Origin of the sequence: Stenotrophomonas maltophilia group sp. RNC7 (assembly GCF_030910085.1) — a bacterium.
Taxonomy (GTDB): Bacteria; Pseudomonadota; Gammaproteobacteria; order Xanthomonadales; family Xanthomonadaceae; genus Stenotrophomonas; species Stenotrophomonas sepilia.
In genome coordinates this window covers 1-24,537 of record NZ_JAVFVN010000769.1, presented here as the reverse complement: position 1 = coordinate 24,537, position 24,537 = coordinate 1, and the positions used below count along the sequence as shown (strand labels likewise).

Here is a 24,537-nt window from a genome sequence, read left to right as displayed (position 1 = left end):
ACCTATCGAAACGGTTCACATGACGGCAGACTGCACACGCAGCAGCGTGCATTTGCAGTTCCTGATTCCCTGTCCAGGAGGACTGTATGACCCGTGCCGTCCCGCGCGCTTTCCGTCCGCGCCGCCTCACCGTTTCCATGCTTCAGGCACTGGCAGTCCCGTCCATGGTGCTGTTGACCGCCAGCGCCGCCTGGGCCGGCTGCAGCACCGTCGCTCCGGTCGCCGGCCAGACGGTCACCTGCGACGCCAACGCGCCGAATCCGCAGACGGTGCCCATCTCGGCCAGCGGCGAAGCGGGCATCACCGTCAACGTCGCCAGCGGTGCCCAGTTGCAGCAGAGCGGTGGGGCGTCGGCCGTTACCCTGGTCGGTGCAAGTGGTCACTTGTTGACCAACCAGGGCGCGATCAGTTCGGTGGGGGGTGTGGCGGTCCAGCTCGGTGGCGGCAGCCGTGTCGAGAATTCGGGCAGCATCAGCACCGGCAACAACACCGCGCTGCAGTTCGTCGGTGCGGGCGACAGCGTGCTGGTCAACCGCGGAACGATCAGTGGGCGTACCGGCGTACAGTTCGATTCAGGCAACGACCGCCTGGACATGCAGGCCGGCAGCATCAGCGGCGGTGTCCTGCAAGGGGATGGCAACGACGTGCTGTTGCTGGGCAATGGCACCATCGACAGCGTCGACCAGGGCAGTGGCGATGACCAGATGACCGTCACCGGCGGCACCGTCACCGGCCTGGTAGCGCAGGGCAGTGGCCGCGATGATTTCGTCATGAGTGGCGGCACGATCGGCGCGCTGCAGCAGGGCGACAACATCGATACCTTCCGCATGAGCGGTGGTCGCATCATCGGCGCGTTCGAGGATGGCGACCAGGCCTGGATGACCGCTGGCCGCATCGGCCGCGTCAACATGAAGCTGGACAAGAACCTGTGGGACCAGTCCGGCGGCACCGTGGATGGCAACGTGGTGACCGGCTTCGACACCGACACCATCATCATTTCGGGCACGGCCTACATCGGCGGCAACATCAGCGTCAGCGGCGGCAACGACAGCGTGACCATCACCGACGGCACCGTGCGAGGGCAGGTACTGCTCAGCACCGGCGATGACACCTTCAACTGGAACGGCGGTGGCATCGTCTACGGTGCGATCGACATGGGCCCGGACAACGACGTGGCCAACCTCAGCAACCTCAACCAGGGCAACCTGGGTGCGGTGCCGCTGTTCGACGGGGGCAGTGGCATCGACCAGCTCAACCTGAGCAACGTCAAGACCGCAGGCGTGGGCCGCTTCCAGAACTGGGAGGCGATCAGCCTGGCCAACAGCACGGAGCTGAGCTTCGATGGCGACCTGGTGCTGGGCGACAGCGCAACCGGCACCGGTACGCTCACGGTGGACGACACCAGCACCGTCTACGCGGGCAGTGGCGGCCATGCCATCCGCCCGTTCAATAGTGCTGCACTGGTGGAGATGGTCAATGCCGGGCGCATCGACCTGACCGGTACCGGCGCCGGCGATGTGTTCACCGTGCGTGGCAACTACCGCGGTGACGGTGGTGGCCTGTACCTGCGCACCGTGCTGGGCGCGGACAACTCACCCAGCGATCGCTTGGTGATCGATGGCGGTACCGCCACCGGAACCACCGGCATCGGCGTGCTGAATGCCGGTGGCAGCGGCGCGGCCACGCTGGCCGATGGCATCCTGGTGGTGCAGGCCTTGAATGGTGGCCGCACCGCGCCGGGCGCGTTCTCGCTGTTCGCACCGGTCGCGGCCGGTGCCTACGAGTACTTCCTGTTCAAGGGCGGTGTCAGTGCCGGTACCAGCGAGAACTGGTACCTGCGTTCGACGCTGGTGACCGGCCCGACGCCGGCACCCAACGGTGGTGGCAGTGCCACCCCGCCGCCGCTGACGCCGCCGGTGGCACCACCGCCTCCCATTACCCCGGCGCCGCCACCGCCGCCCGAAGGCGCCACCGATCCGGACCTGACCGCAGGCGAGACCGCACCACCACCACCGCCGCCGGAACCGGCGCCGGTGGCACCGCCCAGCGATCCGGCGGTGCCGGATGTGCCCGTGGCCGGCGGTGCATTGCCCGGTACCGGTGCACCGCCGACGCCGGGTGCACGCCCGGCCGAAGACGCGGTGGTACCGCTGTACCGCGTGGAAACCGCCGCCTATGCCGTGGTGCCGCCGCTGCTGCGCGAGACCTCGCTGGCCAGCCTCGGTACCTTCCACGAGCGGCAGGGCGAACAGCGCCTGCTGTACAACCAGGGCGCATTCCGCACCGCCTGGGGCCGCCTGGTGGGGCAGAGCAGCGAGATCCATTGGAAGGGCGATGCGCAGCCCGGCTTTGATGGCGATGTAATGGGCCTGCAGGCCGGCCTCGACGTGTGGGCCGCGGCGTCGGACAACCACCGCAACCAGATCGGCGTGTTCGTCGGCCGCACCCGCGCGCAGGGCAAGACCACCGGCCTGGCACTGGGCTGGGAGAACGTACAGGTGGGCCAGAACCGCCTGGACGACAAGCACGTGGGCCTGTACTGGACGTTCACCGACAGCAGCGGTGGCTACATCGACGCCGTGGCGATGCAGAGCCGCTACGACGGCCGCGTGCGTTCCTCGCGCGGGCTCGGCTTCGGCCTGAGCGGCGACGGCACCAGCGTGTCGGTGGAGGCCGGCAAGCCGCTGCTGCACGTCGGGCAGTCCGCATGGTGGCTGGAACCGCAGGTGCAGGTGATCTGGCAGCGCACTTCGCTGGATGACCGTCGCGATGAAGTATCGAGCGTGCGCTTCGACAACGACAACGCCTGGACCGGCCGTGTGGGCCTGCGTTTGGCCGGCGATTACCAGCTGGCCGACAACGGCTGGCAGCCGTATTTCAAGCTGAATTACTGGCATGGTCGTTCCGGCGAGGACCGCATCCGTTTCGACGGCGACGTGATCGTCAATTCGCAGCGCTCGCGGGCGCTCGAAGCCGGCGTGGGTGTGGTCGGGCGCTTCAACCGCACCATCAGCGCGTACGCGGTGGCCGACTACACGCGCGAGCTGGGCGGTGACCGCAACGAGAAGCGCCGCATCATCGAAGGCAACATCGGCCTGCGCGCGGACTGGTAGCGCGCGGTACGGATGTCATGACTCGTTCCGGTGGGTGTCGACCTTGGTCGGCACGAATCCTACCGGCGCCATGACCTCCGCGCAGCCGAGCATAGGCTCGGCTCTACAACAGCGGTGCGCAAGCATCCGGTTCCACCAGCGCCCCGGCATGATCGGCCAACACCACCACCGCATGTAGCAACCCTTCCTCCACCTGCGGTGGACACTGTGCCTGCGCGTCATCCATGTCGCGCGCCGATTGTGCGGCCAGCAACACACCGCCGCAGGCGGACAATGCGGCAAGACAGCGCGTCGCCTCGGCCAGTTCCCGGCCGCGCGCCTCGCTGAGTTGCCGCTCGCGCCACGCCTGGCCGTCGGCTCCGTGGCTGTGTGCGATGCCGCGCAACCGGGCGAAGAACGCCGACGGCGGCGCCTGTTCGTTGGCTTCGGTGAGCGCATCTTCCAGCGCTTCGGCGGCCGTAGTGGACAGCTGCAGGCCGGGCAGTGCAGCGCCGAGCAGCGCCTACAGGCGTGGATAGGCGGGGTAGGGCGTGTTCATGGCAGCAACCTCACAAGGCAAGGCCACCTGCGGGATGCAAGGTGGCGGGCGGTGCGGGTTGGCGTGCCGGTCAAAATCAAAGCGAAAAAAGCCGACGGATCACGAGGATCCCCACGCACCGCCCGCCATGGGCAAGCCGGTGCATTGTCGCGATTGCCGTTGATGCGGCAAATCGATCGCTTCGATGTTTGATTCAGGACGCCAATCCCGGCCAGCGCAAAGTACGTTGGCGCAGCCACCTTCGCGCTTTCACTCGAGCAACGACATGAGCAAAGTTGTAAATCATGCCCCGCATGGGGAGTGCCAAAGCCGACACACAACGGCGGCGGCAAGCGCGTATGCTGCGGTACCTGCTCACGACGAAGGAACGTCGAATGTCTATTGATCTCCGCGTGATGGCCACTGCACTCGGCGCCCTGTTCTGCACCACCGCACAGGCCGTGGCACCAGACGCCATCGACCTGCCGACAGCACAGGCACAGGCCCAGTTGCTGGACATGCTGGAGAAGGAATCGCTGTACCGCGACCGCGTGGACTGGCGGGCCATCCGCACGCGCCTGAAGGCGGCGCAGAACGACCCGGCTGAGGCCCGCGCGGTGCTCCGGCAGGCCATCGGCCGCAGTTCCGGCGGGCACGGGGCTTGGATCAGCGCAAAGCAGCTGCAGGCGAAGGCAGAACGCCTGGCGCGCGCCAATGGCGCAGCAACAGCGGTCCAGAAAGCAACGACGGCCCCGGCCGAAGCGCTTGACCCGCGCATCGGCCGGGTACAGATCGAGGGCTACGGTGTCATGCAGAGCCCCACGGCGCACCAGCAGATGAAGGAGCGTGCCAAGCGCTGGCAGGCGATCATCGATGACCAGGACAACGGCAGCCGCTGCGGCTGGATTGTCGATCTGCGCGGCAACACCGGTGGCAACATGTGGCCGATGCTGCTGGGCGTGGCGCCGCTGTTGCGCGTCACGCCCAGCGCCGACGAGAACGTGGGTTCCTTCGCTGCCGCAGATGGACCGTCGCTCTGGCAGCTGACCTCGTCCAGTGTGCGTCTTGGCGGTCGCGTGCGGATCGATCTTGGTGGGCCCGGCTATCTGCTAAAACATCCGGGCGCGCCCGTCGCCGTGCTGACCGGGCCGCGCACTGCCAGCTCCGGAGAGGCCACCGTACTTTCCTTCCGCGGTCGGCCGCAGACGCGCAGTTTCGGCCAACCCACCTCGGGGCTGTCCACCGCCAACGTGATGCGGCCGCTGGCTGATGGCAGCGCGCTGCTGCTGACCACCAGCGTGATGCGGGACCGCAATGATCGTGGTGATGGCTTGAAGATCGAGCCCGACCAGCGCGTCGAGGGGGACGCCGCCACCGTGGCCGCCGCCCAAGCCTGGCTGCTGGCCCAGCCCGCCTGCCAGGGCACCCGGTCATGATCCTGATCGGCCAACAGGAACGGGTGCTGATCGTCGGCCCCACCGAAGCCCACCACTGCCTGCGCTGCCAGACCGAAACCGAATTCGCGCCGCAGCTGCGCTACAAGATGGCGCGCATCGACCTGCTGTTCGGCTTCACCTACCAGCGCCGCTACGAACTGGCCTGTACCCGTTGCGAGCACGGCTGGGTGCTGGATACCGAGACCATGGACCAGCAGCTGGGCGGGGTACCGATCCCGTGGCGGCACCGCTTCGGCCTGCCGTTGATGCTGGTGGTGGTGGCCGGGCTGGCTGCGCTGGGCTGGCTGTGGCGACACGGATACATCGGCCGCTGATGAAGATGAAACGGTTGCTTATGTCCCATACTGGGACTAGGATGTCCGAATGAAAGTGGTTGCTTTGGCGACGCTGAAACGATTCTGGGAACGTCACCCTGATTCGGAAGCAGCGCTGAGGTCCTGGTATGACGAAGTGAGGCACGCCGTCTGGGACACACCGCATGACGTACGCCAACGTTACGCAAGCGCAAGTTTCGTGGCCAACAGTCGTGTGGTGTTCAACATAAAGGGCAACAGCTACCGGCTCATCGTCGCTGTGGGTTACAGGTTTCAAGTGGTCTACATCAAGTTCATTAGCACCCACGCCGAGTACGACCGGATCGATGCCGACACTGTGGAGCTTCTATGAACATCCATCCCATCCGTACGGAAAGCGACTACGAAAACGCGCTGCGCGAGATTTCGTTCTATGTCGACAACGAGCCGGAGCTGGGCAGCGAGGATGGCGATCGATTTGAAATTCTCGTAACGCTGGTTGAAGCCTACGAAGCGAAGCACTACCCGATCGAGCCGCCAGATCCTATCGATGCAATCCGCTTCCGCATGGAGCAGGGCGGTCTGACCGTGAAGGATCTGGTGCCCTCCATCGGCCAGCTCAACCGTGTCTATGAAGTGTTGAATCGCAAGCGCGGTCTGACTCTTGAAATGATCCGGAAGCTTCACCGCAACCTGGGCATTCCCGCAGAAAGTCTCATCGGCCGCTGAAGCCCCTGCCGATACGCTGCCGTGCCTCACTCCCGGCCTGTTAAAGTTGCAGCCTGCAACCACGTACCGGAACCGACCATGGACCACGACACCCCGTTCGAACCCCTCAACGACCTCGAGGTGCGCCTGCTGCAGGCCCAGGACGGTACGCTGACCGCAGCGCAGTTCCTCGACGGCCTGCTGACCTCGACGGCGTTCGTGCTGCTGGACAAGGCCATCGGCGAAGATGGCGCCTGGGACGAGAGCATCTCGCCGCTGGTGCTGACCAGCGAGAGCGGTGAGCCGATGTTCGCGGTGTTCACTGCCCCCGAGCGCGCGGGCCTGTGGCACGAGCAGCTGCCGCAGTTTGCGCATGCCATGCCGATCGCGGTGCACGCGCTGCTGGCCGGTATCGGCGACGGCGTCGGCCTGGTGCTGAACCCGGGCCTGGACGTGGGCATGGAGATGATTCCCGATGCCGTGGCCCAGCTGAAGCAGCGTGCGGCGGCGATTACCCGCGGCATGGCGCACTGAATCCAGCGATTGCGTGGTTGCCGGCCAACGGCCGGCACTACCCGTGGTGCCGGACGGCGGCGATGGCTTGCAAGTGCGTCCTGTTCAATGGAGAGGAGCATCGTGGGCAGGCGTTCTAACCGATCGCTGTGGGTCTATGAGATCGGCCTTGTTGCGGGTTTGGCACTGGTAGCTGCGTTCATCACCCGGTTCAATCCGGTGGAGACGCTCCGATTGGGTGGATGGCTGTTCCTCTTGATGCAACCCATCTTGTTGGGTGCTCATGCTGTCGACCACTTCTCGCGTAAGCGTCGTCGATAGACGGGCGATCGGTGCCGGCCAGCAGCCGGCATCACCAGGTGCTTCAGCGGGCGGCGGCGATGGCTTTCACCCGCGCCTTGGCCAGCGCCTCGCCAATGGCCGGCCCCTTCAGGTGCGTGGTATCCAGATCACGTGCCTGCACTGACAGCGCCGCCTGGTGCAGGCGCTTGAGCGTTTCGCCCTGCGGGTAGTCGGCGTCCTCGAAGCCGAGCCGGCCGCGCTTGTCGGCTTCGCAGCACAGTGCGATGCGCGCCACGCGCTCCGGCCGACGCAGCGCATCACAGCGGCCCAGTAGTTCCAGCACGGTGGCATCGCGCAGTTCGTCGATGCGATGCACGTTCAAGTGCTCGCGGCACACCGCTTCAGCCAGCTGCTGGTGCTCGGCTGGAATCTTCAACCGCGCACACAGTGCCTTCAACGGCTTGATGCCGCGCTGCTCGTGCATGATGTGGCGCGGCCATTCCTCCGGCGGGGTCAGGCCCTTGCCGAGATCGTGGGTGAGGGCAGCGAAGCCGACCAGGTCATCGCCGGGGGCGAGCTTCGCGGCCATGTCGCTGACCATTTCCTGGTGGATGCCGGTGTCGACTTCCGGGTGGAATTCGGCACGCTGCGGTACGCCGTACAGTGCTTCCAGTTCGGGCAGGATCGGGCCCAGTGCCTGCGCATCGTGCAGCGTGCGCAGGAAGGCGGAGGGCCGCTCACTGACCAGCGCCTTGCGCAGTTCCTGCCAGACGCGTTCGGGCACCAGCGCGTCCAGCTCGCCGCTGGCGGCAACCTCGCGCATCAGTGCCATGGTCTCTTCGGCGACGCTGAAGCCCAGTGGTGCAAAACGGGCCATGAAGCGCGCCGCGCGCAGCACGCGCAGCGGATCCTCGACGAAGGCCGGCCCGACATGGCGCAGCACGCGCTGTTCCAGGTCACGGACACCGCCATAGGGATCGACCAGCGTGCCGGTGTCTTCGTCGCAGGCAATCGCATTGATGGTGAAGTCGCGGCGCTGCAGGTCTTCTTCCAGCGTCACCGCCGGATCGGCATCGACCACGAAGCCGCGATAGCCGCGGCCGGATTTGCGCTCGGTGCGCGCCAGTGCGTATTCCTCACCGGTCTTCGGGTGCAGGAACACCGGGAAATCACGGCCGACTGCGGTGTAGCCCTGTGCTTCCATCTGCGCGGGCGTGGCGCCGACCACCACCCAGTCGCGGTCGCCGGCAGGGCGCTGCAGCAGGCGGTCGCGTACGGCGCCGCCGACAAGATAGATCTTCATGGGGGGATGATCGCATGGCCGGCGCAGATGTTCCGGCACGACCGATGCTGAGGCCTCACGGCAGGCCGCGCCACTCCGGCACGAACAGGCCGGCCAGGAACCATAGGCCGTAGACGATCCACAGGCAGAGGACGTACAGCTTGATCTGGGCTTCGTCCCACAGGCTGCCCCAGCTGTCGACGAAGGCCAGCGACTTCCAGCCTTCCATCCAGGCCGCGCCACCCCAGCGCAGTACCCAGGTGGCGAACAGGCTCCAGGCGGCGAATATCCCGATCCAGGCCAACAGGCTCATTGCGTTCCCCTCCCCGGGAAATGGCTACCAGGTCGTGCCAGCCAGAAGCCGGCACGACCGCAGTGCGATCAATCGCCGCCCTGCTCAGCGTCGGCCGCGCAGCTGAATTTCTTGCGCTTGTCCACCAGGCGGCCCATCAGGCGGTCGCTCAGCGGCAGCGCATCACCATTGAGGCGCCAGTCGTAGATCACGCTGAAGGCCAGCACGCGGGCGACGTACTCGCGGGTTTCCTTGTAGCTGATGGTCTCGATCCACAGATCCGGATCGAAGCCCGGGCGTTGGCTCTGCCAGCGTGCTGTCGGCGTTGGCCCCGCGTTGTAGGCGGCGATGGTCACGTACGGCAGGCCGTCGTACTTGTTCATCAGCTGGCGCAGGTAGGCGGTGCCGATGGCGATGTTGGTGTCCGGGTCGTACAGGCTGTCGGCGCCGCCGTAGCCGGTCAGGCCGATCGACTTGGCGACGCTGGCACCGGTGGCCGGCAGCACCTGCATCAGGCCCATGGCGTTGGCAGGCGAGCGCGCGCGCGGGGTGAACGTGCTCTCGGCACGGATCTCCGCCGCCACCCAGGCCGGATCGATCGCGTTGCGTGCCGACTCGCGGCGGATGGTGGCGTCGTGGTGCAGCGGGAAGCGCAGGTCATACAGGCGCTGTTCCTGCGGCTGCTTGCCGAGCGCGAACACGGCGCGGTCGAACCAGCCGTTGTCCTGCGCCACGCGCACGGCGAGGCGGCGCTGGGTGTCGTCGAAGCGCGACAGCGCGCTGTTCCATTCGGCCACGGCCCAACCGGCGCGGTCGATCTGGTACAGCGCCATCGCGCGCTGGATGGCCGGGTCGCGCGCGACCGCTGCCTGTGCCTGCGCGCTGTCGTTCGGCTTCCACGGGCACAGGGTGTAGCCCTGCTGCAGCTTGTCGGCGGCCAGGAAACCGTGGAAGGTCGGTGCGCGTGCGGCTTCGCGGAACAGCGGCTGCGCCTGCTGGGCCTGGCCGGTCTTCTCCAGCATGCGGCCTTCGAAGTAGCGCCAGCGCGGGTCGCTGCGCTGCTTGCTGCCCATCTTGCGGATCGCGGTCAGCGCCGCCGGCCAGTCGCCGCGCGACATCGCTTCGCGCACGCGCCACTCGTGCAGGCGTTCGTCATAGGCCGACTCCGGCACCGCGTTGAGGCGGCGTGCCGAATCGGGCAGGTAGGAGGCCACCGTCCACAGCGCGATCTGGTACAGCACCTGGCCCTGCTGGTCGGCACTCAGGCCGAGCGCCTGGGCGTACTGCGGCAGCTGCTGCTCGGTGGCGCCGGGGTCGGCCTTGGCCAGCTTGGCCAGGCCATCGGTGGCGATGCGCCGGCTGCGCTCGTTACGAGGCCAGTTCAACGCGCTGGCGTTGGGCTTGTCGACAAAGGCGGCGTAATTGTTCGCCAGCGCCAGGTCGGCGGCGGGCAGGCCGCGTGCGGCGCTGCGCATCACCGCCGGTTGCTGGGCATCGGCGGCGGCATCGATGCGTTCCCAGCGCAGGGCGTCGCTCAGGCCACCCTGCGCCTGCAGCACGGCGAAAACGGCATCACAGCCGTCCGGCAGCGACTTGCCGTTCTTGCGCCACAGGTCCTGCGCCTCGCTGATCCACTGCGGATCGACCTTGCCCGTCACCTGACGCGCGGTCAGCTGCGCACAGCGCAGGCCGGCGTTGTCGGTGGGCACCCAGTTGGCGAGCAGGGTGGGCCAGTCCTGGCGGCGTGCGAGCGAGGGCAGCCACACGCTGCGGAAGGTGGTGGCCACGGCCTGGCCGTCGTAGCGCTTGAGGAAGGCCTGGGCCTGCGCGGTATCGACGCTGTCGATGTTGCGCCGCAGGTTGGCGTACTCCAGCCAGCCATAGGCCGGATGACGGCTGAGCGCAGCGGCCTGGCCAGGATCGTACTGGCCGCGTTCGGCGGCTGCGATCGCGGCTTTCAGCTGCGCGTTCTGGGCATCGAGGGACTGGGCATTGGCGCAGCCGATCAGCAGCGTGGTGGCCAAGGGCAGCAGGGACAGGGCGGTCGAAGTGCGTCGGGTCATGGCATGCAGCATAGCGGGCAGTGGCTGAATTCAGTTTCGCATTGCGTGCACGCCCGGCGTCGGCAACGACAGCTGAATGAATCCGCGCAGGCCCCTGCCGCACGGGGTCGCAGGCGTCGTAACGTCGGCCTTGGGCGAACGGCCCGGCTGCAGGGAGCGGCACATGGCGTTCAGTAGCGCAGGAAGAAGCGGCCCGCTGGCGAACATCAATGTCACGCCACTGGTGGATGTGATGCTGGTGCTGTTGATCATCTTCATTGTGACCGCGCCCATCGTGGCCCGGCCGATTGCGGTGCAGTTGCCGCAGGCCACCGATCGGGTGGTCGACCGTCCCGAACCGCCGCCTCCGATCGAGCTGCGCCTGGATGCCTCGAACCAGCTGAGCTGGGATGGCCAGCCGATGGTCATCGACGATCTGCAGGCGCGCCTGCAGGCGCAGGTGGACGAAAATGTCGGCAACCTGCCGGAACTGCGCATCGCCACCGATCCCGCGGCCGAGTACGAAGGCATGGCGAGGATATTGGCTGCGGCCGAGGCGACCGGCATGGAGCGGATTGCCTTCGTGCGATAGAGCGTTGCCTCACTGCCGCTCATGCGGTAATTGCTGCATGAGCGGCGCTTGCCCTGCTGACAGTGTCGCGTCCAGGATCCGCAGAAAAGCCATCTCAATCTGCGCCGGAACCGGGGTCGGATGTGCTCGCCACCTTCCGATCTCAGGGGCATGTTCAACGTCGAAAGCGGTCAACTCGGCTCTCTCGAAATCCACCACAACCGTCAACCCCTCTCCTGAGGCCGAGGCCGCATCGCTGGGAGAGAGGCAGTTGTTGCACTCGATCACGCCGCCTGCCCTCGATTCACCTGCCAGAGGAAGAAGCAGCGTGATCACCATCATGACGCTCGGCACGGCAGTTAGTGCTTTCATGATCGATCCTCTCGCGAATGGCTGGAGATGCGAGTCTGCACCGGGTCGATCAACCGGGCCTTCTGAATGAAGGAATTTCAGAATATTCCTGAAATGGTTCGGCAAAGGCACTTTCATGCGCGCGGCAGTTTCCGGCGCGCGCTGTCGCGGCCAGCATCAAAGCGAAGGCGGAGGAACATTACCGTCCGGTTCTAAACGGCCCCCATTTGACGCAAATGGCCGTCAATTGCGTCAATTCCGCGTGAAAGAGTGTCGATCGTCACGCCGTGATTTTTACCGCTTGTTTACAAAGGAGACGCTGCCGCCATGCAGGGGGGTGCGGCAGCCCATGTCCCGACATTCCTTTGGAGAGAGAGCGAATGAATCACCTGCACCACCGCCCTTTGGCGGTTGCCGTCGCGCTGTGCGTGATGACCCTGGCACCGTTGGGTGCCGCTGCACAATCCACCACCAACCTGGATGCGGTGGAAGTCACCGGTACCCGCATCAAGCGCGCTGAGGTGGAGGGCCAGGTGCCGATCCAGACCCTGACCCGCGGTGATATCGAACGCACCGGCCTGACCTCGATCGGCGAAGTGCTGCAGCAGCTCACCGGTTCCGGTTCGGCGCTCAACGCCAAGTTCAACTCGTCCGGTAACTTCGGTTTCCCGCCCGATGGCAGTGGCGTGGGTGCCGGCTCGGCGCAAGTCGATCTGCGCCACCTCGGTGCCAAGCGCGTGCTGGTGCTGGTTGACGGCATCCGCTGGGTCAACGAGTCGTCCGCATCGGGTGTCGGTGCGGCCACCGACCTCAACACCATTCCGCTGGCCATCGTCGAACGCATCGAGGTGCTGGAAGACGGCGCGTCGTCGCTGTACGGCTCCGATGCCATCGCCGGCGTGGTCAACATCATCACCCGCCGCGACTTCGATGGCGGGCAGGTGACCCTGAACTATGGTGAGTACAGCAAGGGCGACGGCACCCAGAAGGGCGTGGACCTGGCGTGGGGCAAGAGCGGTGATCGCTTCAGCCTGTTCCTCGGTGCCAGCTGGACCAAGCAGGACCCGGTGTTTGCCAAGGATCGCGAGCAGTCGCGCTTCCCGATTCCCGGTACCGGCCTGGCCTTCGGCAGCGGCGGCATTCCACAGGGCCGCTTCGCCTTCGTCGACCCCAACACCGGTGCCGAGCAGGACATCGTGCCCAACAGCGGCGTGCCCAACCCGCGCTATGACGGCAGCGCCGGCTGCAACCGCAGCGATGACTACCACTGCTTCACCAGCGCCGACCGCTTCAACTTCGCCGAATACAACATGGTGCTCACGCCGTCCGAGCGCAAAGGCCTGTTCGGCCAGTTCCGCTTCGACATCACTGGCAACGTGCAGTGGTACATCAAGGCACTGGGCAACCGCCGCGAGTCGACCAACCAGGCCGGCCCCGAGCCGCTGTTCTTCGGCCCCGATGGCGCCACCGGCAATCCGTTGGCCGACAACATCGTGGTCTCGCGCCTGAATCCGTACAACCCGTTCGGCTTCGACCTGGTGTCCTCGGGCAACATGAGCCTGATCGGCCGCCGCCCGGTGGAAGGCGGTGCGCGCGTGTTCAAGCAGGAGGTCAACACGACCTACGTGGCCACCGGCCTGGTCGGCAACTTCCAGGCCGCCGACCGCAGCTGGTATTGGGACGTCAACGGCATGTACAGCAAGAACAAGGCCGAACAGACCAACTACGGCAGCTACAACATCTACAACGTCAACATGGCGCTGGGTGACCCGGCGGTGTGCGCGGCAACCCCGGGCTGCGTGCCGTTGAACATCTTCGGTGGCGTCGGTTCGATCACCCCGGACATGCTGAAGTGGATCCAGCCGGTGGTGCGCGACCGCAGCCAGAACGAGCTGAGCCTGTTCACCGCCAACCTGTCCAGCGAGCTGTTCTCGCTGCCGGCCGGCCCGGTGTCCTTCGCCACCGGTTTCGAGTACCGCAAGTACGAGGGCTGGTACCAGCCGGATCCGCTGACGGTGATCGGCCACTACAACGGCGTGCCGTCGCAGCCGACCTCCGGTTCCTACGACGTCAACGAGGCCTACCTGGAGTTGAGCGTGCCGATCTTCGCCGACTCCTCGTTCGGCAAGAAGCTGGACCTGAGCCTGGCCGGCCGCTATTCGGACTACTCCACTTTCGGTGGCGAGTTCACGCCCAAGTACGGCCTGCGCTGGCAGGTGACCGATGACTTCGTGCTGCGCACCACGTACGCCGAGGGTTTCCGTGCACCGTCCATTGGCGAACTGTACGGCTCGGCCGCACGTGCCGACCTGCAGCTGTTCGATCCGTGCTCGGTGGGCCTGGGCGGTACGCCGCCGCGTGGCAGTGCCGCCAATTGTGCCGCGCTGGGCGTGCCGGCCGGCTTCCAGCAGGCCAACTCGCAGATCTCGGTGACCACCGGCGGCAATCGTGATCTGGAACCGGAGCGCTCGCGCAGCTTCAGTACCGGCTTCGTGTGGAGCCCGTGGTTCGGCAACAACGCGTCGTGGTCGGAGCGCTTCGATGTGGAGGTGACCTTCTACCGCCACGCCATCGATGGTGCGATCCAGGCCATCAACGCGCAGACCCAGCTGGACCTGTGCGTGGACACGCTCGACCCGGTGTACTGCGATGGCATCACCCGCGCCAGCACGGGTGCGGTCAGCAGCTTCAACAACCGCTTGACCAATCTGGGCTCGATCAAGACCGACGGCTGGGACGTGGACCTGTTCTGGACGTTGCCGCAGACCTCCTTCGGCCAGTTCAAGCTGGCCTGGAAGAACACGTTCGTCGGTCGTTACGAAGCCACCGGCGCGGCCGGGCAGAAGCAGCCGCAGAAGCCGGGCGTGGAAGTGGCCGACAGCTCCATTCCGGAGTGGACCAGCAACGCCAGCATCGCCTGGACGATGGATCGCTGGAGTGCGAACTGGACGGTGCGGCACATCTCCGAGCTGACCGAGAACTGCGGCGATGCCGTGGCATTCCCGGTGTGCAGCAACCAGGCCGACGGCACCAACACGCTCTCGGCCACCACCTTCCACGACATGCAGGTGGGCTACAAGATCGACTGGATGAAGGGGCTGCAGCTGACCGCGGGCCTGAACAATGTGTTCGACAAGGATCCGCCGATCTGCCTGTCGTGCTCGTTGAACGGGTATGACGCTTCGACCTACGACATCCCGCGCGGTCGTTACTGGTACCTGCGCGCGGACCTGCGGTTCTGATGTGAGGGGGGCAGCGCCGGTCAGTTCCGGCGCTGCCTTGCGGATGTAGCGCCGAGTCCGCGCTCGGCTGATTCTCTGAGCCGAGCATGGGCTCGGCTCTACAGGTGCGGGGCGGTCGTACCCCGCGTCTGATCAGAACGCCCAGGTGAACGTCAGTGAGCCATTGCGGCCATCGCCGTACGCACCGTAACCGGTGATCTGCGAGTAGTACTTCTTGTCCAGCAGATTGTTGAGGTTGGCCTGCACGCTCCATTCCGGCGACAGGCGGTAACGCACGAAGGCGCTGACCAGGGCGTAGCCGCTCTGTTCGATGCGGCCGTAAGCCGGCACCGCGTAGTAGATGCGGTTCTGCCAGTTGGCGCCGCCGCCGACGGTCAGTGCCTGCAGCGACTGCGGGGTGTAGCTGGTGAACAGTTTCAGCGCGGTCTGCGGCAGGTTGGTGTTGATGTCGGCGCCGTTGATGTCCTTGGCCACGTAGCGCGAAGCACCGAAGGTAGCGTTCCAGCCGGGCGTCAGTTCGCCGTTCACTTCGAACTCGAAGCCACGGCTGACGGTGCCGCGCGCGGCCACGTAGGCCGTTTCGCCGCCGGTGCCGCCGATGACCGGCTCGCCGGTGGACTGGCCGACGTTGTCCTGCTCGATGCGGAACACCGCCACCGAGGCATTCAGTCGGTTGTCGAACCAGGCACCCTTCACGCCCACTTCGTAGCTCTTGCCGTCCACCGGGTCCAGGTAGCTGCCGTTGCGGTCCTTCAGCATCTGCGGCTGGAAGATCTCGGTGTACGAGGCATAGGTGGAGTAAGTGTCGTTGATGTCGAACACCAGGCCCGCATACGGGGTGGTGACTTTGTGCGAACGGTCGGCGCCTTCGCCTTCGCTCTTCCAGTCGGTGTAGCGCGCGCCCACGATCAACTTCAGCGGATCAGCCAGCGACAGGCGTGCTGCAGCATAGGCGGCCTTCTGGGTGATGGTGCCTTCGCTGGCCAGGGCCAGCGGATTCCAGTTCGGTTCGCTGATGTTGCCGTTCCAGTTCAGGTAGCTGGAGAAGGGGTCCCAGGCGAGGCCGGCGCCGCCGATCTGGTAGTCGCCGTAGTTGGCGTACTCGCGCTTGTTGTAGCTCAGGCCGCCCATCACTTCGTGCTTCAGGCCAAACAGCTCGAACGCGCCACTGAAGTAGCCGTCCACCGCATTGACCTTGCGTTCGGTGTTGTAGAAGCCGGCCGACGGCGAAATGCCGGCACCGGTGTTCTTGTCGAAGAACGAAGCGCCGGTGACCCAGTCGTTGTAGGCCGGGTAGAACAGCTTGTCGTCGGCCTTGGTTTCGTCGTGGGTGGCGCCGATGCGGACTTTCCAGTCATCGTTGAAGGCGTGTTCCAACGTGGCGAACGCGCGCTTGCTGGTGGTGTCCCAGTAGGTCCAGCTCGGGTTCGGATTGAACGATTCGTCGTAGCCGGTGCTGGTTCCATCGGAGAACAGCATCGGGAAACCACCCCAGGTGGCGCCGTTGGCGCGCTTCTGCTGGTAGTCGTAGCCCACGCTCAGCTGGGTGTCCGGGGTCAGGTCGGCGTCGATGACGGCGTAGCCCAGCGTCTTGTGCTGGTTGTAGCGGTCCATCTGCGCGTCGGTGTCTAGGTAGCTGCCGATCACGCGGGCGCGCACCGAACCGCTCTTGTTCAGCGGGGTGGTCACGTCCACGGTGCTGCGGGTGCGGCCCCAGCTGCCGACGTTCACCGAGACGCTGCCGGTCAGTTCGGCGCTGTCGGCGTGCTTGCGCACCAGGTTCACCGACGCCGACGGGTTGCCGGCACCGGTCAGCAGGCCGGTGGCGCCACGCACCACTTCCACGCGGTCATACAGCGCCAGGTCCAGGCCGGAATCGCCGTAGCTCCAGTTCTGCACCATCTGCGTCGGCAGGCCATCGAACTGGTAGCTATCGATGTAGAAGCCACGCGAATAGAACTCAGTGCGCTCGCTGTCGGACTGGGTGCTGCTGACGCCGGTGGTGTTGGCCAGCACGTCGATGATGTCGTCCAGGTTCTGATCTTCGATGCGCTGGTGGCTGATGATGCTGAGCGACTGCGGGATCTCGCGCGGCGCCAGGTCGAAGCGGGTACCGGCCGAGGTGCGGCGCACCGAATAGCCTTCGGCGCGTTCGCCCTTGACCACCACTTTGTCGAGCGTGGTCGGGTCGGCGGCGGTGTCGGCGAAGGCGGCCGGGGCCACGGCGCAGAGTGCAGCGAGCACGGCAACGGACAGCCGTTGCGGCTGCGGGATACGGAAGGCGGAACGGTTCATGGGGGTCCTGGACGAGCACGCGCGCTCGGCCAGCATCCAGAAGGCGAGGCGCTACGGGTGGGAAACGGGCGGGCAGGCCGTCCTGGCACCACCGGAAACGAAAGAAATGGTAATACGAACTATTCCTATTTACAAACCATGAGCGCGGAAGGCGCTCACGCAGGACTCGACGCAGCACATGGCGTTCAGCGCAGCAGCGGCAGTGGATCGCGGGCACCGTCGGTGCCGTAGACGCCCCAGTGCAGGTGCGGCGGCGTGCCCTTGGCGTTGCCGCTGTCGCCGACGTGGCCGAGAAGGTCGCCGGCCTGGACCACCTGGCCGCGCGCCAGGCCCTCGGCCCAGTCGTCCAGATGGGCGTAGTAGTAGCGCTCGCGCCCGGGCCCGATCACCCACACCTGGCGGCCACCGAGGCCGCGGTCGCTGACATCCACGACGACGCCGGCGGTGGCACTGCGCACCGGGGTGCCGCGCCTGGCGAAGATGTCGATGCCGGCGTGGGAACGGTCACGGCCGCGCGGAGCGCCGAACGTATCGGCGATCTGGCGGGGCCGCACGCCTTCCACCGGCACCGGAAGCTCGGTGGCCGGAGGCATCCGCGAGAGTGTCCACAGCAGTTTCGGTGCAGCAGCCCATGGGCTGTTCCACAGCGCCATCGCGGCAACGATCGCGATGACCAGCCACAGGCCGCGCAGCAGCCAGCGGCGCAGGCGACGGGCGGGGGAGGGCGGTGTGTTCATGGTCTCCGACTGTAGCGCCGAGCCATGCTCGGCGGCTGTTGCTTTGCGGTCAAGGCGCAGTCGAGCATGGCTCAGCGCTACAGAACCGGGGCCAGCGGCACTTTGAAACTGCGCTTCAACGTTCCCAGTGCCACCGAGGTGCGGAAGCGCTCGATGTTGTCATCGCCACCGAACAGGCGCTCGGTGATCGCTTCGTACTCCTCCATCGACGCGGCCGAAAGCAGCAGCAGGAAATCGCCATCGCCGGTGATCGAGTAGCACTGCTGCACCGCCGGGTCGTCCTGCACGCGGCGCTTGAACGGCGCCACGCGTTCACGCAGCTCGCTGACCACGCGCACCTCGACGATGATGGTCAGCGGCCGGCCGATCTTTGCGGCATCGATCACCGCCACATTGGCCGCGATCACGCCGCTGTCCTGCAGGCGCTTGATGCGGCGCTGCACGGCCGGGGTGGACAGGTGCACGGCCTCGGCGATCTCGCGCTGCGGCAGGGTGTTGTCCCGCTGCAGCAGGTCGAGGATGGCGCGGTCGAAGCTGTCGAGCGCGGGGGCGGTGGCCATGGCGAGCAGAAGTTGCACGAACGGGCTGTCAATTGAGCCAAGTGCTCGGCGCCGGCGCAATAGACTTTGCCCATGCAGACCTCACGACTTGCGCCGATGTTGCCGGCGCTGGCGGTGCTCGGCTCGGTCACCTCGCTGGCCATCGGCACTTCCTACGCCAAACACCTGTTCCCGCTGATCGGCGCACAGGGCACCAGTGCGCTGCGCGTGGGCTTCTCGGCACTGTTGCTGCTGATGTTCTGGCGGCCATGGCGCTGGAAGACCCGCCGCGTGGACGCGATCACCATCCTGCGCTACGGGCTCACCCTGGGCCTGATGAACCTGCTGTTCTACATGGCGCTGCGCACGATTCCCTTCGGCATCGCGGTGGCCATCGAGTTCACCGGGCCGCTGACGGTAGCGATGCTGTCATCACGACGCCCCATCGACTTCGTCTGGGTGGGCTGCGCGGCGGTGGGGCTGTTGCTGCTGCTGCCGATCGGCGGTGGACCGGCGCTGGATCCGGCCGGCGTGCTGTATGCCATGGGCGCAGCGGCGTGCTGGGGCCTGTACATCGTGTTCGGCAAGCGTGCCGGCCACCTGCACGCCGGGCATTCGGTGTCGCTGGGGCTGCTGGCGGCATCGCTGGTGGTGGTGCCGGTGGGCGTGGTGCATGCCGGCACCGCGCTGCTCGATCCGAAGATCCTGGCAGCCGGCCTGCTGGTGGCGCTGGTGTCCAGTGCGATCCCGATGTCGCTGGAGATGATGGCGCTCAAGCGCCTGCCAAAGGAAACCTTCGGCATCCTGATCAGCATGGAGCCGGCGGTGGCCGCGCTGTGGGCGATGCTGCTGCTGCACGAGCACCTGCATGGATTGCAGTGGCTGGCGATCGGCTGCACGGTGCTCGCCTCGGTGGGCAGCACGATGACGGCGCGGGGGTTGAAGGCGTCGGCCACCGCCTGAAAAAAGGGGACGGAGGGGATTAAGTCGTTCATGCCCTGATTTAGGGGGCGCCAGGCGGCGGCCGGCGCGAAGCGTGCGGACCAACGGTCCGCACCTACCAGGGGGGCGGTTCAGCGCAGGGCGTCGGCCGGGACGTCGATCTGCATCGCCAGGGCGAGGTGATCGGAGAACGCGGCCGGTATGGCTTCCACGGTGCGGGTCTGCAGGCCACTGCTGACCAGGATGTGGTCGATGGCGCGGTCGGGGCGCCAGCTGGGGAAGGTCGGCACGATGCAGCCGGGCGGCTGCAGCCGGGTCTTCTGGTACAGCACCTGCATTTCCGGGCGTTCTGCCAGGCAGTTGAAGTCGCCCATCAGCACCGCGTTGGGATGGTCGGACAGCAGTTCGGCGATGAAGCCCAGCTGCGACATCCGCGATCCCGCGCCCAATGACAGATGCGCCACCGCCACCGCCAGGCCGTCGGTACCGTCGCCGAACTTGGCCAGCAGCACGCCGCGCCCGCCGATGCGGCCGGGCAGGGCGTGGTCCTGCACTTCCACCGGTTCGAGCTTGCTCAGCAGGCCATTGGCGCTGGAGGCGACCCCGCCCATGCGCCGGTTTGGCTGGTGGCTCCAGTAGTTGAAGCCGGCGCGCTGGGCCAGGTAATGGGTCTGGTTGGTGAAGCCCGAGCGCAGGCTGCCCGGGTCGGCCTCCTGCAGGCCGACGATGTCATGTTCGCGCGCCAAGGTGGCGATCGCGTCCAGGCTGCTGCGCTTGCGACCCGCCGGCAGCGCATGTGACCAGCTGCGGGTCACATAGTCGCTGTAACGGCGGGTACTTGAGCCGGCCTGGATGTTGGCCGTCAGCAAGCGCAGGGTCCGTGTACGGGGGGAATTCACGGCCGGGAAATGCTTCTCTTGGATCAGTGAGCCTGGGCCGCACCGCGTTCGCGGGCGATCAGGTGATCGGCGATGCGCAGCATGTCCGGGAAGCTCTTGCCCTTCACCAGGTACTTGCCGTTGACGATGATCGACGGGGTGCCGCTGATCTGGCTGCGCTGGGCGAACTGCTTGGCCGAGTTGGTCTTGGCATTCACCGCGAAGCTGCCCATGGTGGCCGCGAACTGCTTCGGATCGACGCCGTAGGCGGCGTAGAACTTGGCGATGTCTTCCACCGAGTCACGGCCGCGCTCGCCCTTCAGGGTCTTCTGCGAGTGGATGGCGGCGTACAGCGCTTCGTGGGTCTTCTCCTGCACGCCCAGGGTCTGCGCGGCGTAGAAGGCACGCGCGTAGTCATCCCAGGTGCCGCCGAACATGGCCGGCACGTAGACGAAGTTCACGTCGCTGGGCAGGCCAGCCTTCCACGGGCCGACCAGCGGCTGGAACGCGGCGCAGGCCGGGCAGACGTAGCCGAAGATCTCGGTCACTTCGATCTTGCCGGCGGCCGGCTGGAACGGCTGGCCGTTCGGGATCACCTGGTAGTCGGCACCTTCCACCGGAGCCGGGCCGGTCAGTGCGGCGGTGGTCGGGGCCGGTGCGGCGGCCGGCGCCGCTTCGGCCGGGGCCTTCTCGCCTTCAGCGGCAGCCGGCGCGGCGCCTTCGCTGCCCGCTGCCGGCGCAGCAGCCGGTTCGGTGCTGGCTGCCGGGGTGGCTGCCGGTTCGGCCGGGGCTGCGGTGGTGTTGGTGCTGCCGTCGTCGGCCTTGCAGGCGGCCAGGATCGGCAGCAGCGCTGCGAGGGCGAGGGCGTAACGGATCTTCATGGAAACGTCTCCAGCATCTGGAAAGGTGGGGCCGGCGGCAGGCGCCGGCCAAGGGGAAATGATGACATGCGGCGGCGACAACGCCGTGTCGGTGGTGGGTGTTGGTTCAGCGGCCGCGGGCGGCGCGCGCCTGCGCGATCAGCGCCGAGGCAATGCGCAGCTGGTCGTCGAAGCTGTTGCCGCGCACCAGGTACTGGCCGTTGATGATGATGGCCGGGGTGCCCGGAATCTTGGTGCGCTGGGCGAACGCGCGCGCGGCGTCGACCTTCTTCTGCACGGCATCGCCGCGCAGGGCCTGGATGTAGCGGTCCGGCGTCACGCCGTAGGCCTTGTAGAAGGTGGCGAGCTCATCGGCCGAGACGTTCTGCATCGGCAGCGACCCCTGCTCGTGCAGGGCCTTGAACACGGCGGCATGGCTGCGCTTGGCCACGCCGACTTCGTCGGCGGCGTAGTAGGCCAGGGCCCAGGCATCCCAGGCACCGCCGAAGGCCGCCGGGACCGGGGTGAAGCGCACGTCGGCCGGCAGCTTGGCCGCCCAGGCTTCCAGCTGCGGTTCGAAATGGGCGCAGTGCGGGCAGGTGTAGCCGAAGACTTCGACCACCTCGATCTTGCCGGCCAGCGGCTGGAACGGGCCCGGCTGGGCGATGCGCTCGTAGTCTTTGCCCTCGACCAGCGGGACATTGGCGGGGGGGGCGGCGCAGGCTGCCAGCGGCAGCAGCACCAGCAAGGACAACAGCAGGCGGGAAATCAACCTCATCGACACGCATCTCCGTTGAAAAAAGCAACGCCGGCGCAGCCGCCGGCGTGAAGGAAACATACCGCAGCCGTGGGCCGGCGTCGCGGCCCGGGCCGACCAGTGGTGGTCAGGGGGCGGCAGCCGGTTGTGTTGGCGTGGCCGTGGTGGCCACATCGTCGGCCTTGTTGTGCAGGCCCTGCAGGTAGCTCGACAGCGCCTGCACCTCCTGCTCGCTGAGCTTCTGCGCGACCGTGGCCATGATCTGGAAGTGCGCCTTGTCGGTCTCGTTGGTCTGGCCGGCCTGGTACTCCTGCAGGCGGCGCGCGACATAGCTGGCGTGCTGGCCACCGAGATGCGGATAGGCCGGGCCGGGATTGCCGGCACCGCTGGGGCCATGGCAGGCCATGCAGGCCGGCAGGCCACGCTTGGCATCGCCGCCGCGGTACAGCTGCTGGCCGATCTCGTAGAACTTCATGCCCTTGTAGGGGCCCTCGGTGACCGCCGTGTCATCGGCGATGCCGGCGTTGGCATTCTGCGTGGCGAAGTAGGCGCCGATATCACGCATGTCCTGCGGGGTGAGGTTCTGCACGAACGGCACCATCGCCACTGCCGCGCCGGAACTGCGCTGGCCATTGGCGATCAGGGCCATCTGCTGGGCCACGTAGCGCTCGCTCTGGCCGGCAATGGACGGATACATCTCCACCGTGGAATTGCCGTCGACGCCATGACAGGCCGCGCAGGCCGAGGCCTTGGCCTGGCCGGCCTTGGCATCGCCCCAGTGGGTCTTGCTGAAATCCACCTCCAGCGAGGCGGTGTTGATCGGCCCATTGTCGGGCAGCGGGGTCAACGTGGTCTGCGCGAACGCAGCAGCGGCAACGACTACAGCAGTGGCAAGGGCGGATACGGCAAGAACGCGAGCGTGGCGCATGCTGAAGCTCCGTATGGACCGGGCCGGGCGGTGGCCGCCGGCATCGTTCGGATTATCAACGCCGTTTCCGCGCACGGTCAACGCAGCAGTGCAGCAAAATGCCCGCAAAGGCCGCCGGCACGGGCGCGCGGCGCCGCAACATGCGATCCTAGGCACATGTCATTGCTCATCGAACGCGCCCGTTACCACCTTTCGGCCCACAACGTGCGGCAGCTGCCGCCCGACGAAGGGGCCGAAGTGGCCTTCGCCGGCCGCTCCAACGCCGGCAAGTCCAGTGCGCTCAACGCGCTGACCCGCCAGAACGCCCTGGCGCGTGTCTCCAAGACCCCCGGCCGTACCCAGCAGCTGGTGTTCTTCCAGGTCACCCCGGAGGCGCATCTGGTCGACCTGCCCGGTTACGGCTACGCCAAGGTGCCGCTGGACCTGCAGGCGCACTGGCAGGCCTTCATCGACAAGTACTTCCGCACCCGCGAGGCCCTGAAGGGGCTGGTGGTGGTGATGGACATCCGTCATCCGCTGAAGGACTACGACCGGCAGATGCTGTCCTATGCCGTGCAGCGCGGCCTGCCGGCGCACGCCCTGCTGACCAAGGCCGACAAGCTCAGCCGCAGCCAGCAGATGCAGTCCCTGCAGAAGGTGCGCAAGGAGCTGCAATCGGCCTACGGTGACAGCGTCAGCGTGCAGGTGTTCTCCGGCGAAGACCGTACCGGCGTGGACGAAGCCCGCGCCGTGATCGGCGGCTGGCTGGGGCTGGAATAAGGCCTTCCCTGCCTTCCTGTAGAGCCGAGCCTATGCTCGGCTGTGGAATCCCGGCACGCTGCGCGTGGTAGCCGAGCATGGGCTCGGCGCTACACGAGGTCATTTCAACGGCGAATACTCCGCCGGCACCCAAGCGTAGGCCTGGCCTTCGCTGCGGACGTGGCCCAGGCCGGGGAACGGCAGGTGCGCACCGGCCACCCACCAGCCGTTGGCGGTGGCCTGCTGCAGCAGCCCGCGACGGCTGGCGATGGCCGCCTTGCGGTCCGAATCGGCCTCGAACGCGGCCTCCGGGTGCGCGAACTGCACCGCATGGAAGTGCAGCACGTCGCCCCACACCAGCAGTGACTGGCCCTGGCTGTCGAACCGGTAGGAGACGTGGCCGGGGGTGTGGCCATGGGTGTCCATCGCCACCGCGCCGCCGGGCAGGGCATCGCCGGGGTTGAACGTGCGCAGGTGGCCACTGGCCTGGTACGGCGCCACCGCGTTGCGCGCCAGCGGGAAGGCGAAGCGCACACCCTTCGGCGCAGAAGCCTCGCTGGCCGGGTTGAGCCAGTAGTCGGCATCGGCCCTGGACAGCCACACCGTGGCATTCGGGTAGGCCGGCTTGCCCTGCGCATCGAGCACCCCGCACAGGTGGTCCGGATGGGCGTGGGTCAGCAGCACCTCGTCCACCTCGGCCGGGTCCACGCCGGAGGCGCGCAGGTTGCCCAGCACCTGGCCCAGGCCGGGGCCGAAGCACTGCGCGGTGCCGGTATCGACCAGGGTCAGGTGGTTGCCCTGGCGCACCAGGAAGGCGTTGATCGCGGTCTGCAGGCCCTTCTTGTCTTCGGGCACGTAGCGGCCTTCCAACAGGCGGCTGACCAGTGTCGGCGGCACGTCGACCACTTCCTGCCGGCCCAGCGCGACCACGCCGTCGAACAGGGCGGTGACCTGCAGCGCACCGACGCGCTGGTGGTAGACGCCGGGCACCTGCTGGGTGGGCGCGGGCGAGGTGGCTTCGGCCAGCGCGGCCAGTGGCAGGGCGGACAGGGCAAGCAGCAGGGCGGTGCGCAGGGGCAGGTAACGCAGGGTCATGGCGGTTCTCGGTGGATGACGGGTGGTTCCGTTGGCTTAGCGTGCCGTGGCCGGCGTGTGCGCGGCGCTCAAACCACTACGTGGAATGCTCAGGGAAGGGTGGGG

23 protein-coding genes are annotated in these 24,537 nt (G+C 66.9%); 10 read left to right on the top strand and 13 right to left on the bottom strand.

Going from position 1 to position 24,537, the window contains the following annotated elements:
* Window positions 1-86 precede the first annotated feature (86 nt).
* Entirely contained in the window at window positions 87-3,113 is a 3,027-nt protein-coding gene (locus tag RCF13_RS18215) for an autotransporter outer membrane beta-barrel domain-containing protein (RefSeq protein ID WP_308141435.1), read from the top strand.
* A 103-nt stretch (window positions 3,114-3,216) separates the two neighbouring features.
* Here the strand turns inward: RCF13_RS18215 and RCF13_RS18210 are convergent, their stop codons facing one another.
* Entirely contained in the window at window positions 3,217-3,612 is a 396-nt protein-coding gene (locus tag RCF13_RS18210; RefSeq protein WP_231352766.1) for a hypothetical protein, read from the bottom strand.
* 434 nt (window positions 3,613-4,046) lie between these two features.
* Between RCF13_RS18210 and RCF13_RS18205 the strand changes: the two genes are divergently transcribed.
* From RCF13_RS18205 to RCF13_RS18185, 5 genes are all read left to right on the top strand, one after another.
* A complete protein-coding gene (locus RCF13_RS18205; protein WP_231352765.1) occupies window positions 4,047-5,066 on the top strand; it encodes a S41 family peptidase in 1,020 nt (339 codons plus the stop codon).
* Window positions 5,063-5,401: a hypothetical protein gene (locus tag RCF13_RS18200; RefSeq protein ID WP_061479619.1), complete on the top strand. Its 339-nt coding sequence runs from the start codon at window positions 5,063-5,065 to the stop codon at window positions 5,399-5,401. The genes RCF13_RS18205 and RCF13_RS18200 overlap by 4 nt, the downstream gene beginning before the upstream one ends.
* Before the next feature lie 49 nt (window positions 5,402-5,450).
* Window positions 5,451-5,753, top strand: a complete 303-nt coding sequence (locus RCF13_RS18195) for a type II toxin-antitoxin system HigB family toxin (protein ID WP_134968901.1) — start codon at window positions 5,451-5,453, stop codon at window positions 5,751-5,753.
* Complete coding sequence (locus tag RCF13_RS18190) at window positions 5,750-6,109, top strand: hypothetical protein (RefSeq protein ID WP_061479618.1); 360 nt, start codon at window positions 5,750-5,752, stop codon at window positions 6,107-6,109. The genes RCF13_RS18195 and RCF13_RS18190 overlap by 4 nt, the downstream gene beginning before the upstream one ends.
* 78 nt (window positions 6,110-6,187) lie before the next feature.
* Complete coding sequence (locus RCF13_RS18185) at window positions 6,188-6,622, top strand: SseB family protein (protein ID WP_005419309.1); 435 nt, start codon at window positions 6,188-6,190, stop codon at window positions 6,620-6,622.
* Between the two features lie 343 nt (window positions 6,623-6,965).
* On the opposite strand, the gene RCF13_RS18180 is transcribed toward RCF13_RS18185, so the two are convergent.
* The 3 genes from RCF13_RS18180 to RCF13_RS18170 all read right to left on the bottom strand — a co-directional run bounded on the left by RCF13_RS18180 (window position 6,966) and on the right by RCF13_RS18170 (window position 10,532).
* Entirely contained in the window at window positions 6,966-8,186 is a 1,221-nt protein-coding gene (locus tag RCF13_RS18180; RefSeq protein WP_061479617.1) for a multifunctional CCA addition/repair protein, read from the bottom strand.
* A 55-nt stretch (window positions 8,187-8,241) separates the two neighbouring features.
* Window positions 8,242-8,478, bottom strand: a complete 237-nt coding sequence (locus tag RCF13_RS18175; protein WP_019338423.1) for a hypothetical protein — start codon at window positions 8,476-8,478, stop codon at window positions 8,242-8,244.
* Window positions 8,479-8,546: 68 nt separating this feature from the next.
* Window positions 8,547-10,532: a transglycosylase SLT domain-containing protein gene (locus tag RCF13_RS18170; RefSeq protein WP_134968900.1), complete on the bottom strand. Its 1,986-nt coding sequence runs from the start codon at window positions 10,530-10,532 to the stop codon at window positions 8,547-8,549.
* 151 nt (window positions 10,533-10,683) lie between these two features.
* On the opposite strand from RCF13_RS18170, the gene RCF13_RS18165 reads away from it, so the two are divergent.
* The gene (locus RCF13_RS18165; RefSeq protein WP_134968904.1) at window positions 10,684-11,091 is read left to right on the top strand and encodes a biopolymer transporter ExbD; all 408 of its coding nucleotides are present in this window, start codon (window positions 10,684-10,686) and stop codon (window positions 11,089-11,091) included.
* 9 nt (window positions 11,092-11,100) lie between these two features.
* Here RCF13_RS18165 and RCF13_RS18160 read toward each other — a convergent pair whose 3' ends face one another.
* Complete coding sequence (locus RCF13_RS18160; protein WP_134968899.1) at window positions 11,101-11,559, bottom strand: hypothetical protein; 459 nt, start codon at window positions 11,557-11,559, stop codon at window positions 11,101-11,103.
* A 242-nt stretch (window positions 11,560-11,801) separates the two neighbouring features.
* On the opposite strand from RCF13_RS18160, the gene RCF13_RS18155 reads away from it, so the two are divergent.
* Window positions 11,802-14,663: a TonB-dependent receptor gene (locus RCF13_RS18155; RefSeq protein WP_134968898.1), complete on the top strand. Its 2,862-nt coding sequence runs from the start codon at window positions 11,802-11,804 to the stop codon at window positions 14,661-14,663.
* 132 nt (window positions 14,664-14,795) lie between these two features.
* On the opposite strand, the gene fhuE is transcribed toward RCF13_RS18155, so the two are convergent.
* The 3 genes from fhuE to RCF13_RS18140 all read right to left on the bottom strand — a co-directional run bounded on the left by fhuE (window position 14,796) and on the right by RCF13_RS18140 (window position 18,255).
* Window positions 14,796-16,958, bottom strand: coding sequence for a ferric-rhodotorulic acid/ferric-coprogen receptor FhuE (gene fhuE, locus RCF13_RS18150; RefSeq protein WP_134968897.1), 2,163 nt, complete (start codon window positions 16,956-16,958; stop codon window positions 14,796-14,798).
* A 185-nt stretch (window positions 16,959-17,143) separates the two neighbouring features.
* On the bottom strand, window positions 17,144-17,695 hold the full coding sequence (locus RCF13_RS18145; protein WP_231352293.1) for a M23 family metallopeptidase: 552 nt from the start codon (window positions 17,693-17,695) through the stop codon (window positions 17,144-17,146).
* 77 nt (window positions 17,696-17,772) lie between these two features.
* The gene (locus RCF13_RS18140) at window positions 17,773-18,255 is read right to left on the bottom strand and encodes an Lrp/AsnC family transcriptional regulator (protein ID WP_134969194.1); all 483 of its coding nucleotides are present in this window, start codon (window positions 18,253-18,255) and stop codon (window positions 17,773-17,775) included.
* A 72-nt stretch (window positions 18,256-18,327) separates the two neighbouring features.
* Here RCF13_RS18140 and RCF13_RS18135 point away from each other — a divergent pair, with 72 nt between their 5' ends.
* A complete protein-coding gene (locus RCF13_RS18135; protein WP_134969193.1) occupies window positions 18,328-19,197 on the top strand; it encodes an EamA family transporter in 870 nt (289 codons plus the stop codon).
* Window positions 19,198-19,307: 110 nt separating this feature from the next.
* On the opposite strand, the gene RCF13_RS18130 is transcribed toward RCF13_RS18135, so the two are convergent.
* The 4 genes from RCF13_RS18130 to RCF13_RS18115 form a co-directional block, all read right to left on the bottom strand.
* Entirely contained in the window at window positions 19,308-20,075 is a 768-nt protein-coding gene (locus RCF13_RS18130) for an endonuclease/exonuclease/phosphatase family protein (protein WP_061479609.1), read from the bottom strand.
* A gap of 23 nt (window positions 20,076-20,098) precedes the next feature.
* Window positions 20,099-20,935, bottom strand: a complete 837-nt coding sequence (locus tag RCF13_RS18125; protein WP_061479608.1) for a thiol:disulfide interchange protein DsbA/DsbL — start codon at window positions 20,933-20,935, stop codon at window positions 20,099-20,101.
* 106 nt (window positions 20,936-21,041) lie between these two features.
* Complete coding sequence (locus RCF13_RS18120) at window positions 21,042-21,692, bottom strand: thiol:disulfide interchange protein DsbA/DsbL (RefSeq protein ID WP_134969192.1); 651 nt, start codon at window positions 21,690-21,692, stop codon at window positions 21,042-21,044.
* 106 nt (window positions 21,693-21,798) lie between these two features.
* Window positions 21,799-22,599 carry a c-type cytochrome gene (locus RCF13_RS18115; RefSeq protein WP_134969191.1) on the bottom strand — a complete coding sequence of 267 codons (801 nt, stop codon included), beginning with the start codon at window positions 22,597-22,599 and terminating at the stop codon, window positions 21,799-21,801.
* Window positions 22,600-22,755: 156 nt separating this feature from the next.
* Between RCF13_RS18115 and yihA the strand changes: the two genes are divergently transcribed.
* Window positions 22,756-23,358, top strand: coding sequence for a ribosome biogenesis GTP-binding protein YihA/YsxC (gene yihA, locus RCF13_RS18110; protein ID WP_049414655.1), 603 nt, complete (start codon window positions 22,756-22,758; stop codon window positions 23,356-23,358).
* A 99-nt stretch (window positions 23,359-23,457) separates the two neighbouring features.
* On the opposite strand, the gene RCF13_RS18105 is transcribed toward yihA, so the two are convergent.
* Window positions 23,458-24,432: an MBL fold metallo-hydrolase gene (locus RCF13_RS18105; protein ID WP_134969190.1), complete on the bottom strand. Its 975-nt coding sequence runs from the start codon at window positions 24,430-24,432 to the stop codon at window positions 23,458-23,460.
* Window positions 24,433-24,537: the final 105 nt, after the last annotated feature.

What these genes read in the sequence shown, in the direction of transcription:
- RCF13_RS18215 (WP_308141435.1), top strand. Translation starts at nt 87, where the DNA reads ATGACCCGTGCCGTCCCGCGCGCTTTCCGTCCGCGCCGCCTCACCGTT.
- RCF13_RS18205 (WP_231352765.1), top strand. Translation starts at nt 4,047, where the DNA reads ATGGCCACTGCACTCGGCGCCCTGTTCTGCACCACCGCACAGGCCGTG.
- RCF13_RS18200 (WP_061479619.1), top strand. Translation starts at nt 5,063, where the DNA reads ATGATCCTGATCGGCCAACAGGAACGGGTGCTGATCGTCGGCCCCACC.
- RCF13_RS18195 (WP_134968901.1), top strand. Translation starts at nt 5,451, where the DNA reads ATGAAAGTGGTTGCTTTGGCGACGCTGAAACGATTCTGGGAACGTCAC.
- RCF13_RS18190 (WP_061479618.1), top strand. Translation starts at nt 5,750, where the DNA reads ATGAACATCCATCCCATCCGTACGGAAAGCGACTACGAAAACGCGCTG.
- RCF13_RS18185 (WP_005419309.1), top strand. Translation starts at nt 6,188, where the DNA reads ATGGACCACGACACCCCGTTCGAACCCCTCAACGACCTCGAGGTGCGC.
- RCF13_RS18180 (WP_061479617.1), bottom strand. Translation starts at nt 8,186, where the DNA reads ATGAAGATCTATCTTGTCGGCGGCGCCGTACGCGACCGCCTGCTGCAG.
- RCF13_RS18175 (WP_019338423.1), bottom strand. Translation starts at nt 8,478, where the DNA reads ATGAGCCTGTTGGCCTGGATCGGGATATTCGCCGCCTGGAGCCTGTTC.
- RCF13_RS18170 (WP_134968900.1), bottom strand. Translation starts at nt 10,532, where the DNA reads ATGCTGCATGCCATGACCCGACGCACTTCGACCGCCCTGTCCCTGCTG.
- RCF13_RS18165 (WP_134968904.1), top strand. Translation starts at nt 10,684, where the DNA reads ATGGCGTTCAGTAGCGCAGGAAGAAGCGGCCCGCTGGCGAACATCAAT.
- RCF13_RS18160 (WP_134968899.1), bottom strand. Translation starts at nt 11,559, where the DNA reads ATGAAAGTGCCTTTGCCGAACCATTTCAGGAATATTCTGAAATTCCTT.
- RCF13_RS18155 (WP_134968898.1), top strand. Translation starts at nt 11,802, where the DNA reads ATGAATCACCTGCACCACCGCCCTTTGGCGGTTGCCGTCGCGCTGTGC.
- fhuE (WP_134968897.1), bottom strand. Translation starts at nt 16,958, where the DNA reads ATGAACCGTTCCGCCTTCCGTATCCCGCAGCCGCAACGGCTGTCCGTT.
- RCF13_RS18145 (WP_231352293.1), bottom strand. Translation starts at nt 17,695, where the DNA reads ATGAACACACCGCCCTCCCCCGCCCGTCGCCTGCGCCGCTGGCTGCTG.
- RCF13_RS18140 (WP_134969194.1), bottom strand. Translation starts at nt 18,255, where the DNA reads ATGGCCACCGCCCCCGCGCTCGACAGCTTCGACCGCGCCATCCTCGAC.
- RCF13_RS18135 (WP_134969193.1), top strand. Translation starts at nt 18,328, where the DNA reads ATGCAGACCTCACGACTTGCGCCGATGTTGCCGGCGCTGGCGGTGCTC.
- RCF13_RS18125 (WP_061479608.1), bottom strand. Translation starts at nt 20,935, where the DNA reads ATGAAGATCCGTTACGCCCTCGCCCTCGCAGCGCTGCTGCCGATCCTG.
- RCF13_RS18120 (WP_134969192.1), bottom strand. Translation starts at nt 21,692, where the DNA reads ATGAGGTTGATTTCCCGCCTGCTGTTGTCCTTGCTGGTGCTGCTGCCG.
- RCF13_RS18115 (WP_134969191.1), bottom strand. Translation starts at nt 22,599, where the DNA reads ATGCGCCACGCTCGCGTTCTTGCCGTATCCGCCCTTGCCACTGCTGTA.
- yihA (WP_049414655.1), top strand. Translation starts at nt 22,756, where the DNA reads ATGTCATTGCTCATCGAACGCGCCCGTTACCACCTTTCGGCCCACAAC.
- RCF13_RS18105 (WP_134969190.1), bottom strand. Translation starts at nt 24,432, where the DNA reads ATGACCCTGCGTTACCTGCCCCTGCGCACCGCCCTGCTGCTTGCCCTG.